This is a genomic window from Micromonospora sp. NBC_00617 (assembly GCF_045161355.1).
Lineage (GTDB): Bacteria > Actinomycetota > Actinomycetes > Mycobacteriales > Micromonosporaceae > Micromonospora.
The window spans coordinates 3,493,732-3,507,925 of record NZ_CP107751.1 but is presented as its reverse complement, the minus strand read 5'-3'; the positions used below and the strand labels follow the sequence as shown (position 1 = coordinate 3,507,925).

General features: G+C 73.5%; 16 protein-coding genes and 1 pseudogene. 6 read left to right on the top strand and 11 right to left on the bottom strand.

What is annotated here, in order from left to right:
• Positions 1-49: 49 nt before the first annotated feature.
• Positions 50-259, top strand: a pseudogene (locus tag OG505_RS16040) (metallophosphoesterase family protein); the annotation flags it as partial.
• A 24-nt stretch (positions 260-283) separates the two neighbouring features.
• Here the strand turns inward: OG505_RS16040 and OG505_RS16035 are convergent.
• The gene (locus tag OG505_RS16035; protein WP_405434527.1) at positions 284-499 is read right to left on the bottom strand and encodes a DUF3072 domain-containing protein; all 216 of its coding nucleotides are present in this window, start codon (positions 497-499) and stop codon (positions 284-286) included.
• Positions 500-614: 115 nt separating this feature from the next.
• Between OG505_RS16035 and OG505_RS16030 the strand changes: the two genes are divergently transcribed.
• The gene (locus tag OG505_RS16030) at positions 615-1,553 is read left to right on the top strand and encodes an NAD(P)/FAD-dependent oxidoreductase (RefSeq protein ID WP_405434525.1); all 939 of its coding nucleotides are present in this window, start codon (positions 615-617) and stop codon (positions 1,551-1,553) included.
• A 17-nt stretch (positions 1,554-1,570) separates the two neighbouring features.
• Here the strand turns inward: OG505_RS16030 and OG505_RS16025 are convergent, their stop codons facing one another.
• The 3 genes from OG505_RS16025 to OG505_RS16015 all read right to left on the bottom strand — a co-directional run bounded on the left by OG505_RS16025 (position 1,571) and on the right by OG505_RS16015 (position 5,844).
• Positions 1,571-2,860 carry a cation:proton antiporter gene (locus OG505_RS16025; protein WP_405434200.1) on the bottom strand — a complete coding sequence of 430 codons (1,290 nt, stop codon included), beginning with the start codon at positions 2,858-2,860 and terminating at the stop codon, positions 1,571-1,573.
• Between the two features lie 107 nt (positions 2,861-2,967).
• Complete coding sequence (locus tag OG505_RS16020) at positions 2,968-3,645, bottom strand: HAD family hydrolase (RefSeq protein WP_405434198.1); 678 nt, start codon at positions 3,643-3,645, stop codon at positions 2,968-2,970.
• Between the two features lie 63 nt (positions 3,646-3,708).
• Entirely contained in the window at positions 3,709-5,844 is a 2,136-nt protein-coding gene (locus tag OG505_RS16015; RefSeq protein ID WP_405434197.1) for a SpoIIE family protein phosphatase, read from the bottom strand.
• Between the two features lie 198 nt (positions 5,845-6,042).
• Between OG505_RS16015 and OG505_RS16010 the strand changes: the two genes are divergently transcribed.
• Positions 6,043-6,906, top strand: coding sequence for a mechanosensitive ion channel family protein (locus OG505_RS16010; RefSeq protein WP_405434195.1), 864 nt, complete (start codon positions 6,043-6,045; stop codon positions 6,904-6,906).
• Positions 6,907-6,999: 93 nt separating this feature from the next.
• On the opposite strand, the gene OG505_RS16005 is transcribed toward OG505_RS16010, so the two are convergent.
• Complete coding sequence (locus OG505_RS16005; protein ID WP_405434193.1) at positions 7,000-7,353, bottom strand: DUF6401 family natural product biosynthesis protein; 354 nt, start codon at positions 7,351-7,353, stop codon at positions 7,000-7,002.
• Between the two features lie 193 nt (positions 7,354-7,546).
• Between OG505_RS16005 and OG505_RS16000 the strand changes: the two genes are divergently transcribed.
• Positions 7,547-7,996 carry a hypothetical protein gene (locus OG505_RS16000; protein WP_405434190.1) on the top strand — a complete coding sequence of 150 codons (450 nt, stop codon included), beginning with the start codon at positions 7,547-7,549 and terminating at the stop codon, positions 7,994-7,996.
• Here OG505_RS16000 and OG505_RS15995 read toward each other — a convergent pair.
• The gene (locus OG505_RS15995) at positions 7,993-8,199 is read right to left on the bottom strand and encodes a hypothetical protein (protein WP_234588372.1); all 207 of its coding nucleotides are present in this window, start codon (positions 8,197-8,199) and stop codon (positions 7,993-7,995) included. The genes OG505_RS16000 and OG505_RS15995 overlap by 4 nt on opposite strands.
• A 157-nt stretch (positions 8,200-8,356) precedes the next feature.
• Between OG505_RS15995 and OG505_RS15990 the strand changes: the two genes are divergently transcribed.
• Positions 8,357-9,772, top strand: a complete 1,416-nt coding sequence (locus tag OG505_RS15990) for an MFS transporter (protein ID WP_405434189.1) — start codon at positions 8,357-8,359, stop codon at positions 9,770-9,772.
• Here OG505_RS15990 and OG505_RS15985 read toward each other — a convergent pair.
• The 4 genes from OG505_RS15985 to OG505_RS15970 all read right to left on the bottom strand — a co-directional run bounded on the left by OG505_RS15985 (position 9,727) and on the right by OG505_RS15970 (position 12,100).
• Positions 9,727-9,984, bottom strand: a complete 258-nt coding sequence (locus tag OG505_RS15985) for a hypothetical protein (protein ID WP_357497465.1) — start codon at positions 9,982-9,984, stop codon at positions 9,727-9,729. The two genes, OG505_RS15990 and OG505_RS15985, sit on opposite strands and share 46 nt — an antisense overlap.
• Before the next feature lie 108 nt (positions 9,985-10,092).
• Positions 10,093-10,554, bottom strand: a complete 462-nt coding sequence (locus tag OG505_RS15980; protein ID WP_357119737.1) for an SRPBCC family protein — start codon at positions 10,552-10,554, stop codon at positions 10,093-10,095.
• 52 nt (positions 10,555-10,606) lie between these two features.
• Positions 10,607-11,023, bottom strand: a complete 417-nt coding sequence (locus OG505_RS15975) for a DUF2795 domain-containing protein (RefSeq protein WP_405434188.1) — start codon at positions 11,021-11,023, stop codon at positions 10,607-10,609.
• Positions 11,024-11,113: 90 nt separating this feature from the next.
• The gene (locus OG505_RS15970; RefSeq protein WP_405434187.1) at positions 11,114-12,100 is read right to left on the bottom strand and encodes a YihY/virulence factor BrkB family protein; all 987 of its coding nucleotides are present in this window, start codon (positions 12,098-12,100) and stop codon (positions 11,114-11,116) included.
• A 168-nt stretch (positions 12,101-12,268) separates the two neighbouring features.
• Between OG505_RS15970 and OG505_RS15965 the strand changes: the two genes are divergently transcribed.
• Positions 12,269-12,670, top strand: coding sequence for a ChaB family protein (locus OG505_RS15965; RefSeq protein ID WP_405434523.1), 402 nt, complete (start codon positions 12,269-12,271; stop codon positions 12,668-12,670).
• A 55-nt stretch (positions 12,671-12,725) separates the two neighbouring features.
• On the opposite strand, the gene OG505_RS15960 is transcribed toward OG505_RS15965, so the two are convergent.
• On the bottom strand, positions 12,726-14,159 hold the full coding sequence (locus OG505_RS15960; RefSeq protein ID WP_405434185.1) for an aldehyde dehydrogenase family protein: 1,434 nt from the start codon (positions 14,157-14,159) through the stop codon (positions 12,726-12,728).
• Between the last annotated feature and the right edge of the window lie 35 nt (positions 14,160-14,194).

Here is a 14,194-nt window from a genome sequence, read left to right as displayed (position 1 = left end):
GGGCCTGTCCGGCGAGGTGCCGATGCGGGTGCACAACGCTGAGCGCCCGGTGCTGCACGCCGGCGACTGGGTCGACGAGTCGCTGCTGGACGCCATGACCGCCCGCGCGCGGCGACTCATCGGCGTGTACGGCAACAACGACGGCCCCGCGCTGCGCGCCCGGCTGCCGGAGGTGGCCCGCGTCGACCTCGACGGGCTACGGGTCGCCGTGGTGCACGAGACCGGCCCCCGCACCGGCCGGGAACAGCGGTGCGCGGCCCGTGCCCCGCCCCTGACCGCCGAGCTACTGGCCGCGACCCGTCTCGGCCTGCAGCTCGTCGATCCGCTTGGACGCCTCGGCCTTGGTCAGGTCGTCCGGCAGCGTCGCGTCCGCCTCCCGGGCCAGCGTGGCCAGGTACGACTCCTGGACCGCCGTGGGCGGCTCGTCGCCGGTGACCCACTCGTCCGGGTCCTTGATCGCGCCACGCGGGTCGACCTGATCGTTGCTGCGGTCCGTCATCATCATCACCCTCCCTTCGAACAGGTGTACCAGTACCCCGATCGCCGCCGGTTCATGCCCGTCCACCGCGACCCTCGGCACCTAGGATCACCGGATGAGCGTGAACTCCTCGGGCGTGGTGGTGGTCGGGGCGGGCATCGCCGGGGTGGCGTGCGCGGTGGAGCTGGTCCGGGCCGGGGTGCCGGTGCAGGTCCGTGAACGGGGGCACGTCCGCGGCGGTCGGATGGCCAGCAAACGCTTCGACGGCCGCCCCGCCGACATCGGCGCCGCGTACTTCACCGTCAGCGACCCGGACTTCGCCGCCGTGGCCGACGAGTGGCGTGCCGCCGGCCTGGTCCGGGAGTGGACCGACACCTTCTGGTCGTACGACACGAACGGCCGCCGCGACGCGCCCGGTCCGCTGCGCTACGCGGCGCCCCGCGGGCTGCGGTCGCTGGTCGAACACCTGGCCGGCGCGGTGCCGGTGACCGTCGACCGGCTGGTGCTCGCCGTGGAGCCCGGGCCGACCGTCGACGGCGAGCCGTACGCGGCGGTCGCCCTGGCCATGCCGGGGCCGCAGGCCGCCCTGCTGCTCGATCCCGCCCTGGCCGACGCCACCCGGGTCGTGCAGGCGCAGACCTGGTCGCCGGCCCTGGCCGCGGTGCTGCGTTTCCCGTCCCGGCGCTGGCCGCACTTCCACGGCGCGTTCGTCAACGACCACCCGGTGCTCTCGCTCATCTGCGACGACGGCGACCGGCGCGGTGACGACGCGCCGGTGCTGGTGGCGCACACCGTGCCGGGGTTCGCCGCCCGGCACCTGGCCCAGCCCTCCGGCGCCGGACCGGCGATCGAGCAGGCCGTCCGGGACCTGCTGGGGCTGGCCGAGGAGGCCACCGACGTGCACATGCACCGCTGGACGTACGCCAAGCCGGCCGGCGACCTCACCGGGAACACCCACCACCTCGACGCCGACGGGATCGGTCTGGCCGGCGACGCGTTCGGCAAGCCCCGCGTGCAGAGCGCCTGGCGCTCCGGCCGCGACCTCGGCCGCGCGCTGGCCGCCCGCCTCGGCTGAGCGCCGCTGCCCACTGCTCAGGGGGGCCCGGCGGCGGCGACGGGCTGGGCCTCGCGTTCGGACGGGTCTTCGGTCCGCTCACCCGCGCGGTCCAGCAACTGCATGACCGGGGTCGCCGCGACGCCGTGCACCACCACGGAGACGAGCACCACCAGCCCGACGGTCGCCCACAACAGCTCCGCCTGCGGAAAGTCCGCCTTGGTGGTGGCGTACGCCAGGTAGTAGAGCGAGCCCACCCCACGGATGCCGAACAGCGAGATCACCCAGTGCTCGGCCGGCCGGCCGGGTGCGCCGCGCAGCGACAACCAGCCGACGGCCGGCCGGACCAGGAAGACCAGCGCCAGCCCGACGGCCGCCGCCGGCCAGGTCAGCGGGGCGAGCAGACCGCCCACGATCGCGCCGCCGAGCAGCAGCAGCAACACCAGGGTGAGCAACCGCTCGACCTGCTCGGCGAAGTCGTGCAGCACCGAATGGAACTCGTGGGTCCGCTCGGCGGCCCGGATGGCCCGCGCGGCCACGAACACCGCCAGGAAGCCGTACCCGCCGGCCACCTCTACCAGCCCGTACGCCAAAAAGGTGGCGGCCAGCGCCAGGAAACCCTCGGCGTGCCGGGCCAGCCGCAGCTCGCTGGGGGCCCGGAAGAACAGCTTGCCGAGCAGCCAGCCGATGAGCAGGCCGCCGCCCACACCGACGCCCACCTTCCAGAGCACGTCGACGGTGAACCACTCGGCCACCCAGGCGCGCGGGGCGAGGCTGGTCGAGGCGATCGCGATGGCCGCGTAGACGAACGGGAACGCCAGGCCGTCGTTGAGGCCCGCCTCCGAGGTCAGGGCGAAACGGACCTCGTCCTCGGAGTCCTCCACATCGGTCGGCTCGCCGACCTGCACGTCGGCGGCGAGCACCGGATCGGTCGGCGCCAGCGCGGCGCCCAGCAGCAGCGCCGCGGCCGGCACCAGGCCGGCCCACCACCACCCGAGCAGCGCCACCGCCGCGATGCACAACGGCATCGCGATGGCCAGCAGCCGCCAGGTGGAGGACCACCCGGCCCAGCTCAACGGTCGGTCGATCTTCAACCCGGCGCCCATCAGGGCGACGATCACCCCGATCTCGGTCAGGTGGGTGGCCAGCTCGGGGTGGGCCAGCGGGTCCGGTGTCGGCAGCCCGACCGGCAGGAGGAAGACCAGCATGCCGAGGGCGAGGAACGCGATCGGCATGGACAACGGGCGGCGCTCCAACACCCGCGGCAGGATGCCCGCGAGCAGCGCGCCCAGGCCCACCAGCGCGAACGCGACGTCTACCGGCTCCACGGACACCACCCTTTCGCCGCACCCGCGCGGCGCGGGCAGGTGGCCAGAGACCATGCCCCGGAAGACTTACGGCTATGCGTGTGCGCCCCGGTGAACCGGAGTGAGTCTCACCTCGGCCGGGTGAGCGGGGAATCCGCCAGCTCGGCCACCAGCGCGGCCGGGTCGTCGTACACCGCCACCGCGCCGGCGCCGGCGAGTTCTCCCCGGCTGGTGCCCCCGCAGGTCAACCCGACGCAGGGAATGTCCAGTTTGCCGGCCGCGGCGACGTCCCAGACCGAGTCACCGACGAAGACGACGCGCTCGGCGGCCAGCCCGGACTGCTCCAGCGCCGCCTCGAGAATGTCCGGTGCTGGCTTGCTCTCCTGCGCGTCCGCCGAGGAGGTGACGGTGTCGATTACGTCGTCGGCGTTCAGGGCCCGGCGCAGCGCAGCCACCTCGTGTTCCGCAGCGGAGGTGGCGAGCACCACCCGCAGCCCCCGCTCGGCGCACGCCCGCAGCAGGTCCGCCGCTCCGGGCAGCGGAGTCAGCCGCTCCCAGTACTCGGTGTACAGGGTGTTGTGCGCCTCGCGCAGCTTCGGGTCGTCGTCGCGGTCGCGCTCGGGGCCGAGCAGGTGGTCCAGCAGCTTGTCCGAGCCCATCCCGATCGAGCGGTGCACGGTCGCCATCGGCACCGGATGGTCGGCCTGGCGCAGCGCCTCCCACCAGCTCACCGTATGCAGGTAGGTGGTGTCGACGAGCGTCCCGTCGATGTCGAAGAGCACCCCGTGGGGTTGTTCGGTGGCCATGGGCGCACTCCTACCCGCTCGGCGGTCGGCTGATTCGTCCGGGATCGCCGACGCCGGTCGGACTCAGCGCGGCTCGGCCGGCGGGACGAGGATCTCGAACCAGACCGTGGACCCGCGCACCGACGGGTCGGTGCCCCAGGCGTCGCTCAGCTCCTCGATCAGGCCCAACCCGCGCCCGCGACTGCTCAACGTGTCGGTGCGGGCCCGGGTCACGGTGCCCCGGGTGCCGGAATCGGCGACCGAGACCAGCAGCCGCTCCGGACTGAGGTCGATCTCCACGCGGGCGGCCGTGCCGGCGTGCAGCAGCGCGTTGGTGGTCAGCTCGCTGGTGCACAGCACCGCCGCGCCGATCACCGACTCGGGCACCCGCCACTCGGTGAGCTGGCCGGTCATCCAGTGCCGGACCCGGCTGGGCGCGGTCGGCTCGGCCGGCACCTCCATCGCCGTCGACCGGCTCGGCTTGAGCGCGTGCTCGACCGCCAGCACGGCCACGTCGTCCTCGGTGCCGCCGGACACGGCGGCGGTGGCCACCGCGCAGAGCGCGCGGGGGTCGCTGGTGCCGGCCTTGGCCACGGCGTCGCCGAGGGCGTCCAGCCCGGCGGTGAGGCTCTGCCGCCGGCGCTCCACCACGCCGTCGCTGAACAACAGCAGGGTGTCGCCGGGAGGGAACGCGACGGTGACGGTGCTCGGGCGTCCACCCAGTCCCAGCGGGGGACCGGCTGGCAGGTCCACGTACTCGGCGTGCGACCGGCCGTCCGCGGCGCAGCGGCGGATCAGCGGCGCGGGATGACCGGCGCTGGCCAGGGTCAGCTCCCGCCGCTCGGCGTCGATCACCCCGAACGCCACGGTGACGAACAGCTCATGGGTGCCGGCCTCCACACCGAGGCTGGTCACGAGCCGGTCCAGCCCGGCCAGCACCGCGTCCGGCGCCGGGTCGGCCAGGGCCAGGGCCCGCAGCGCCGCCCGCACCTGCCCCATCCGCGCCGCGGCCTGCACGTCGTGCCCGGCGACGTCGCCCAGCACCACACCGAGCGTGCCGGTGGGCAGCAGGAACGCGTCGTAGAAGTCGCCGCCGGCCGCGTTGCCGTCCACCCCCGGGTCGTAACGGGCCGCGATCCGCAGCCGGGGCAGGTCGGGAAGGTGCTCCGGCAGCATGCTGCGTTGCAGCAACTGGGCCGTGCCGTGCTGGGTCTCGAACCGCCAGGCCCGCTCCGCGGCCTGACCGATCAGCTCCGCCGAGGCGGCCAGCAGTGCCCGCTCGGCCGCCGACCAGGAGTGCGGCACCTGGTAGCCGACCGTCAACCCACCCCGGATCACCGACGTGCCCAGCGGCAGCACAGCCATCGACCGGATCTTCTGGTCGTGGCGGTCCACGGCGGTCTCGCGCAGCGGCTGCCCGTCGTAGGTGAACGACGGCTCGCCCGAGTGGGCCGCGAGCGCGACCGGGCCCAGCCAGTCCGCCGGCGTCCGCCGCCACAGCGGCGGCAACCGCTCGTCGGCCTCGTCCATCAGCTCGCCGCGGACCCGGCGCACCATCCGCCAGCCGCCGCCACCCTCGTCCACCACGAACGCGACCCGGTCGGCGTCGAACGTGGTGATGGTGTGGCGCAGCGCGACCCGGGCCACGTCGTCGAGGGTGAGGGTGCCGGCGAGCGCGGCGGCGACCTCGCTGAGACTCTGCAACTGCTGGGTAACGTGGGTGGTTTCGGCGGCCACCGTCAGGATTCCCACGATCTGCCCGGCGCTGTCGCGGACGGCCGAGTGACCTCTGGTGAAGACCATCTGCTCGACCACTTCGGAGCTGTCCCGGATCAGGGGGAGCGTGGACTCCTTCTCCAGGAAGGGCACACCCTGCCGGTAGGCGCGCTCGATCACGTCCCCGAAGCCGGGCAGCGTCCAGACCTCCGCGTACACCTCGGCGGCCGGTCGACCGAGGGCAGCCGGGTGCTTGCTCCCCAACAACTCGGCGTAGCCGTCGTTGTAGAGCAGGACGAGGTCGTCGCCGTACGCCAGTGCCATCGGCATCGGCGAGGCGAGGATCAGCTCGACCACCGCCCGCACCGCCGGATCCCACCCCTCGCGCGGGCCGAGGGCGGTGGCGGACCAGTCGTGGGCGAGCACGGCGGCCGCACCGGGCCCGGTGGATGCGCCGGGGACCGGAATTGCTGGCGTGGGGACTCGCCCGACCGTTCCTGGCATGTTCGCAGCCTAGCCGGCCGTCGGCCAGCCGCATCCGATCATGTGCGCGGGTCGCGACCGAGCCCGACGGTGGGACTGTTAGGGCAGGTCAGGGCCCTTGTCGATCGACTTGTCGGAAAAATGGCAGTGAGCCGCGCGGACTGCCGTACCGGTGGCCGGGTATGCGCCCGGCGCAGTCCATGCGACAGGAGGGACATCATGCTGAAAACCCTCGCGGTTCGGCAGGCCAACATCGGCGATGCCATCGCCGACACCTGGAGGTCGGTGCTGCTCTTCATCCCGAAGGCAGTGGCCTTCATCGTCATCCTCGTGGTCGGCTGGCTCATCGCCAGAGCGGTCCTCAAGATCGTGGATGCGGTGCTGGAACGGGTGCGCTTCGACCAGGCGGTCGAACGCGGAGGCATCAAACGGGCACTAGAGAGAACGAAGTACGACGCCAGCGACATCCTGGCCAGGTTGGCGTACTACGCCGTCCTGCTGTTCACCCTGCAGTTCGCCTTCGGAGTCTGGGGACCCAACGCGATCAGTAACCTGATCAGCGGTGTGGTGGCCTGGCTGCCGCGCGCGTTCATCGCGATCGTCATCGTGGTGGTCGCGGCGGCGATCGCCAACGCCGCCCGTGATCTGGTCACCGGGGCGTTGGGCGGGCTCTCGTACGGCAAGGTCCTGGCCGACCTGACGGCGATCTTCATCATCGCGCTCGGCGTGATCGCCGCGCTGAACCAGGTGGGTATCGCCACCACGGTCACCACTCCGGTGCTGATCGCGGTGCTCGCCACGGTCGCCGGCATCCTGATCGTCGGCGTCGGCGGTGGTCTGGTGAAGCCGATGCAGAACCGCTGGGACGGCTGGCTCGACCGGGCCGCCCAGGAAGCCCGGGCGGTGCAGGAGCATCGGCGGGCCGCCTCGGCCGGGCGCGGCGACATGCAGCGGCAGATGGCCGACCGTGGCGGCGACCGGACCCAGGCCATGCCCCGGGTCGACGAGCAGTCGACGATGTCCGGTGGGCGCGGCACGTACCAGTCGGGTGCGGCCGACGAGACCCAGCAGTACCGCCCGTAGCGGGGCGCGACGGCACGATCGTGAGGGGAAGGGCGTCCGCGTCACGCGGGCGCCCTCTCCGCGTCCTGGAGTCGTACGGGGTGACCGGGTCGGTCAGGAACGGTTGAGCGAACGGGCCAGCGCGCAGACGGCGACGAGCCGGGTGAGCGGCCACTCCGGCTCGCTCCAGTCCACCGGGCCCCGCGGCGGCGTCCACCCGTGCTCCAGGGCGGCCTCGCGTACCCCCTCGGCGTAGCCGGCGAGCGTCGCGGCGGTCAACGGCCGCCGGTCGCCGTCCAGGCTGTCCCGCACGGCTGCGGCATGCTGGTCGACCAGCGCCAGCAGTCCGGGACGCGCGGCGGCGGCGGCGAGGCCGGCGGTGCCCACGGAGACGGTGAGGGCCGCCAGGGTGGACCGCGCCGACTCGACGGCGGTCCGGGAGTCGACCCGGTTGAACGGCACACGCATGGTGACCGAGGCTAACGGACCGGTCACCGGGTCGGCCTCGGCCGCTCGGCGGGTGTCGGTTGTGCCACCGGACGAGTCGGTGCTGGCCGCGGGGGTTGATCCGGCACAGACGGGGCAGCAGGAGAGGGACGGCGCAGCGCGGCACAGAGCGCGGGCGGCGCCGGGTGGGGCGGCAGACAGCGTGGAGGCACCGATGGGGGAACCGACGGACGGGCCGGACGAGCGGCACCGGCGGCCGGCAGGGGTGAGCGACGAGACGGTCGCGGCGCTGGGCAAGCTCGGCGAGGCGCTGGAGTGCGTGGAACGGGCCCGTGGCCACCTGTACTCGCTGCACCAGCTGATCGGGCACGCCGACCTGATGCTCGACGACGCGGTGGAGCAGTTCCGCGCCGCCGGACATCCACACATCGCCGAACGGATCGACGCTGAACTGCTCGGCCGCAACGTGATCGCCGGCCGGTGGACGTTCCAGATCGTCGAGGACTTCGACGACGGCTACCACGCGCTGTTCCGCGAGCTGGACCGGCAGGCCCGGGACGAGTTGGTGGGCGGGCGGCGTCACCTGTACGAGGCGGAGATGAAGGAGCGCCGCCGTACTCGGGGTCGACCGGGACACGAGGCCCGGCCGGCCGGCGAGGACTAGTCGGTCGCGTTGGCCGGCCGGCGCCGAGCGGCGTCGTCGGCGATGATCACGGTCGCCACCATGAGCGCGACGCAGAGGCTGAACAGCCAGGACTCGTCGGAGACGAGCCAGGCCGACACGGGCGCCTGCAGCGCGGCGAGCAGGAAGCCGAGCCAGGCGAGGCGGCGCTGACGCGTGGAGAGGATTCCGGAGCCTTGATGCATCCCGAAATTCTTACGCGAACTGGCCCGTTTGCCGTCCTCCGATCGGTCGATTCTGGCTGAGCTGTCCGCTTTCTCAACCGTCCGGACACGAGTTCTTGTCGCGACGGACGGATGACTCCCGCCGCCGGTAAGGTGCGCTGCGGCAGGATGGTGTCCCGTGTCCACCTCGCCCGCGCCGCCCCGCGCCACGCTGCTCCTGCTGGCCTATCTCGCGTTCGTCAGCCTCGGCCTGCCCGACGGCCTGCTCGGCGTCGGCTGGCCGTCGATCCGCGCGGACTTCGGCGTACCCACCGAGGCGGTCGGGCTGCTGCTCACCGCCGGCACGGTCGGCTATCTCGCCTCCAGCGTGCTGGCCGGGTTCACGCTGGCCCGCCTCGGGGTGGGCGCGCTGCTCGCCGGCAGCACCCTGCTGGCCAGCCTGGCGCTGACCGGCTACGCCGTGAGCCCCGGGCTGGCCGTGCTCGTGGGCTGCGCGCTGGTGCTCGGGCTGGGCTCCGGTGCGATCGACTCCGGGCTCAACGCGTACGCCGCCGGGGCCTTCGGCCCGCGACACATGAACTGGATGCACGCCTTCTTCGGCCTCGGCGTGGCGATCGGTCCACTGATCATGACGGCGGCGCTCAGCGCCGGGCTGGCCTGGCGGTGGGGGTACGGCATCGTGGCCGGCGCCCAACTCGCCCTCGCCACCGCGTTCGCGCTCACCGTCCGCGCGTGGCAGCGCCGCGCTCCCGAGCCGGGCGTGGGGACGACCGACGCCGCGCCGGCGGTCCGGGTGCCGGTCCTGGCCACGCTGCGGCTGCCGACGGTCTGGTCGGGGACAGTGGCCTTCGCGCTGTACGTGGCCATCGAGGTGTCCGCCGGACTCTGGGCGTTCCTGCTGCTCACCCAGGGACGTGGCCTGAGCGCCGCCGTGGCGGGCGGCTGCGTCTCCGCGTACTGGGGCAGCCTCTTCGTCGGCCGGGTGGTGCAGGGCGTGGTGGCCGAACGGCTCGGGCCCCGGTTGGTGTTGCGGGTGAGCCTGGGCGGCATGGCCCTCGGTGCGGCACTGATCGCGGTGCCCGGGTCGGCCGTGCTGGCCGTGCTCGGCCTGGTCGTGCTCGGGTTCGCCGCCGCGCCGGTGTTTCCGCTGCTCACCCTCACCACCGCCGACCGGGTCGGCGCGGCGCACGCGGACCGGGCCATCGGGTTGCAGATCGGCGCCGCCGGTCTGGGCGCGGCGCTCGTTCCGACGGGCCTCGGCGTGCTGATCAGCACCGTGTCCGTGCAGGTGCTCGGCTCGGCCCTGCTGGGGCTCGCGCTGGCGCTGATCGTGCTCTACGAGCTGGGCGCCCGCCGGCCCGCCGCCGGGAGCGGGCCGGAGCGGACCGGGCCCGCCGCCGGAAGCGGGCCGGAGCGGACCGGGCCCGGCGCCGGAAGCGGGCCGGAGCGGACCGGGCCCGGCTCCGATGCGTCCGGGCCCCCAGCGGTCGGGTCCGCCGCGTCCGGGACGCCGGCCCAGTCCCGGACCGCTCTGCCCGATGATGCGGACTATCCGTTGTCCGGTCCGGTCCGGCCAGTCGTCGACGGGCGGTAGGCGCGCTCAGGGTCGGTCGGCTCCCGCCCCGCGCCCTCGGCCTGACCGCCCCGGTCGGCCGCCGCGGGCCCGTGCCCGAAGGCGGCCTCCTCACCGGCGTCGTTGCCGGTCACGTCGTCGGCCTGCCCGTCGATGCTGGAGCCCGCCACGGCGCGCTCCAACTCCTCCAGCGGAAGCCGTTCCTCGTCGCGCCACACCCTGTCGTCCGTCATGACCTCAGCCGTACCCGGGCGCGATGATCGCAAACGGGTACCAGCCGGCCCGAGACACGGCGATGGCCGCCGGGAACTCCGGCGGCCATCCTCGGTCGATGTGCCCGATCACGGCTGCGGGCGGTCCACCGAGCCACGCCAGGCGCCGGTCTCCTGACCGCGCCGCTCGATGAACGTCTTGAAGCGCTCCAGATCGCCCTTGGCCCGCCGGTCGACGATGCCGAGCTTGTCGCCGGCCTGCTCGACCACCCCGTGCGGCTCGAACTCGAGCTGGAGGGTGACCCGGGTCTTGCTCTCGTCCAGGCGGTGGAAGGTCACCACACCGGCCTGCTGGGTGCCGCCGGTGGAGCGCCAGGCGACCCGCTCGTCGGGCAGCTGCTCAGTGATCTCGGCGTCGAACTCGCGCTTCACGCCGGCGATGTCGACCGTCCAGTGAGTCATCGTCTCGGAGAGCTGCCGGACCTCCTGCACGCCCTCCATGAACTGGGGGAACTCCTCGAACTGCGTCCACTGGTCGTACGCGGTGCGCACGGGTACGGAAACCTCGACGTGTTCGGTAACGCCACTCATCAGGAACCCTCCTCTGGTCGCGGGTGATGGCCGGATCGGGGGACGATCCTGCTCACCAGCGAGTTGTCTCGTTCTTGTGGCCGAGCGCGGCCCACACCTCGGAGACCGTCTGGTATTCGGTGCCCTCGGGCAGCCGCTCCAGCGCCGCCACGATGTCGTCGGGCGCGTCGTTCTCCCGGGCGCTGGCGATGAGCACCAGTCGGTCGCCGGGCAGCGCGCTCATGGAGATGAACCGGCCGAGCCGGCTGCGCTGCTCGACGTCGGTGGAACTCATCCCCTGCGGGGTGCCGGTGCGCAGGTCGCCCGCCGGTGCCGTGGTGGTCTCCGGCTGGTCCTCGCCGGCCGGTTCCGGCACCCGGGATTCCTCGACCCGAGAGCCACCGGTCCCCGGCCCCTGCACGAGGCCGCTGACCTCCTGGCTCATCTGTTCGTCGATCCTCGGTCCGTGCTTGCTGTTGCCACGCTCCATGCCTTCTGCGCTACCCGGCACCCCGCCCGGTAAACCGGCACCGCGTCACGAACCGGCCCCCGGGCCGGACATCCGGGCAGACACCGGCGCTCAGGAGTCGGCGGCCTTTCGTGGCGGCAGCACCGGCTCCTCCGGGGCCGGGTCGCCCGCCTGCAACTGCCGCCCGCGCTGCACCTCGGCGTTGATCTGCACCCCGAGCATGAGGGCGGAGTTGGACAGGTAGAGCCAGACCAGGAACGCGATGGCCGCGCCCAGGCTGCCGTAGGTCGTCTTGTACGAGGCGAAGGTGGCCACGTAGAAGCCGAAGCCGAAGGAGACCGCCGCCCAGGAGACCAGGGCCACCGCGCCGCCGGGGGTGAGCCAGCGGAACCGGGGCTGGCGGACGTTCGGGGCGATCCAGAACAGTAGCGACAGCAACGCCATCATGATCATGGCGAGCGCTGGCCACTTCGCCACGCTCCAGACCGTGCGGGCCAGACCGCCGGCGTTGATCAGGTCGCCGACCGCGTCGGTGACCGGCCCGCTGACGATCAATCCGAGGGCGACCACCGCGAGCAGCACCAGGGTGATCGCGGCCAGGCCGATCTGCAACGGCCGCAGCTTCCAGACCGGCCGCCCCTCGGTCACGCCGTAGATGGCGTTGGAGGCGCGGGTGAACGCACCGATGAAACCCGACGCGGACCAGAGCGCGCCGAGCAGACCGAAGCTCAGCAGCAGCTTGGGGTTGCTCTGCTGGAGCACCACGGCGCGGATCACCCCGATCACGCCGTTCTCGTCGTCGGTCAGCACCGAGCCGGCGCCCACCTGCCTGGCCAGGTCGACGACGGTGTCGACGGTTTGCTCGCCGCTGGAGACCAGGCCGACCAGGGCCACCACCACGATGGCGGACGGAAAGAGCGCCAGAACCCCGTAGTAGGTCAGCGCGGCGGCCCAGTCCGAGCAGTTGTCGGTGACGAAGTTCTGCACGCTGCGCACCAGCACTCCACGCCAGGTACGCCAGCTCAGCTGCCGCACCCGGCGCGGCACCTGCGCGTCGTCTGCGCCGTCGCGCGTCGTACCGGGCTCCGTGGTCGTCATGCCCGCTCCCTGCGCCCCGGCCACCGGATGACCGGTCGTCCGGTCGGGCCTGGCCGGGCCGATACCCGGAGCGGGAAATCGACAAACCCGGGCCGGCACGGCCGTGTTTGCCGTCCCGCCCGCGGGGAACGGTCATCAATGACCCTGTCGACACTCCAGGAGGACGAGATGCCCGGGCGCGAGGACATGCCCAGCACGCTGCGACGCTCGCCGGACAAGGCGCAGCGCACCTGGGAGAAGACACACGACTCGGCGGTGGACACCTACGGCGAGGGCGAGCGGTCGCACCGCACCGCCTTCGCGGCGGTGAAGCACCAGTTCGAGAAGGTGGGCGACCACTGGGAGCCGAAGGGCCGCAAGGGCCCGAGCGACCGCCAGGCCGCCGGCGGCGGCCCGGAGCGGCGCGCACCCACCGCCGGTGGCGTGGACGCCAACGCCAGCAAGGACCACCTCATGTCGGTGGCCCGCAAGCTGGACGTACCCGGCCGGTCGAGCATGACCAAGCCGGAGCTGGTCACGGCCATCGAGAAGGCCAACGACCGGGCCACCCGCAAGGCTCGCGGCGACTGACCCACGCACAGCACGGTACGGGCGGACGCGCCACCCCTGCGTCCGCCCGTACCGTTCACCAGTGCCCGCCGCCGGGCGCCTCGATGTGCACCGCCTTGGTGGCGCTGAACTCGTCCAGCAGCTCCGGCCCGTACCCGAAGCCGTGCCCGCTGGCCCGGCGCGGATGGGCGGCACCGCCGGGCGCCCCGCCGAACACCGAATTGATCTTCACGGTGCCCACCGGCAGCTCCCGCCAGGCCCGCTGCGCATGGCTCATCGACGCGGTCAACACCGTCGCGGCCAGCCCGTACGGGGAGTCCGCCGCGCAGGTCAGCGCCTCGTCGAAGGAGTCGACCACCACCACCGGGGCGACCGGGCCGAACGTCTCCTCCCGCACCAGCACCATGTCGTGGCGGCAGTCGGTGACCACGGTCGCCGGGTAGTACGCCCCGGGCCCGTCCGGCACCTCTCCGCCGGTACGCGCCCGCGCGCCGGCCGCCACCGCCGCGCTCACCTGCCCGTGCACGTGGTCGCGGTGCCGTCGGTCGACGAGCGGGCCCAGCTCGGTGCCCGGGTCCCGGCCCGGCCCGACCCGCAGCGCGCCGGCCCGCCGCACCAGCGCCGCCACGAAGTCGTCGGCCACATCCCGGTGTACGTAGATTCGTTCCACCGCGACGCAGATCTGCCCGGCGTTCGCGAACGCCCCGAGCGCGGCCTGCTCCGCCGCCCAGTCGGGGTCGACTCCCGCGTCGACGACCAACGGGTCGCTGCCGCCGTTCTCCAGCAGCACCTTCGCGCCGGTGTGGGCCGCGGCGGCGGCGATCGTGCGCCCGGTGGCGGTGGAACCGACGTGCGCGACCACGTCCACGTCCTGTGCGGCCAGCGCCGCGCCGACCTCCGGACCACCAGTGAGCAGGGACAGCACCCCGGCGGGCAGCGCCTCGTCCAGGGCCCGCGCCAGCAGCCAGCCCGTCGCCGGCGTTCGCTCGCTGGGCTTGTAGAGCACCACGTTGCCGGTGACCAGAGCCGCGCCGAGCAGTCCGCAGGACACCGCCACCGGGTCGTTCCAGGGGGTGATGGCGGCGACCACGCCCCGCGGCTGGGGCGTCATGAAGTCCACCGCCTCCGCCGCGCCGTTCAACGTCCGCCCGCCGCGCAGCGGGGCCAGCTCGGCGTACTGTCGCAGGGTGCCGATGCCCGCCTCGACGCCGCCGCGGGCGTCCGCGAACGGCTTGCCCATCTCCGCGGTGACCGCCGCCGCCAGCTCGTCGGTGACGGCCGCGACCGCGTCCGCCGCCCGGTGCAGCGCCGCCGCCCGCTCCGCCGGCGCGGTCGCCGCCCACGGCGCTGCCGCCTCCCGCGCCGCCTGGGCCGCCTTGCCGACCTCGTCCGCCGTGGCGACCGGCACGGAACTGACCGGTTCGCCGTCCGCCGGATCGTGGACGACCAGCTCGCCGCCGGCCCCGCCCGCGCCCCACACCCCGCCCACCAGTTGCGCAACCGTGTACATGCGGCGCTGGATGCCCCGGCCCCGGCGAGACAAAC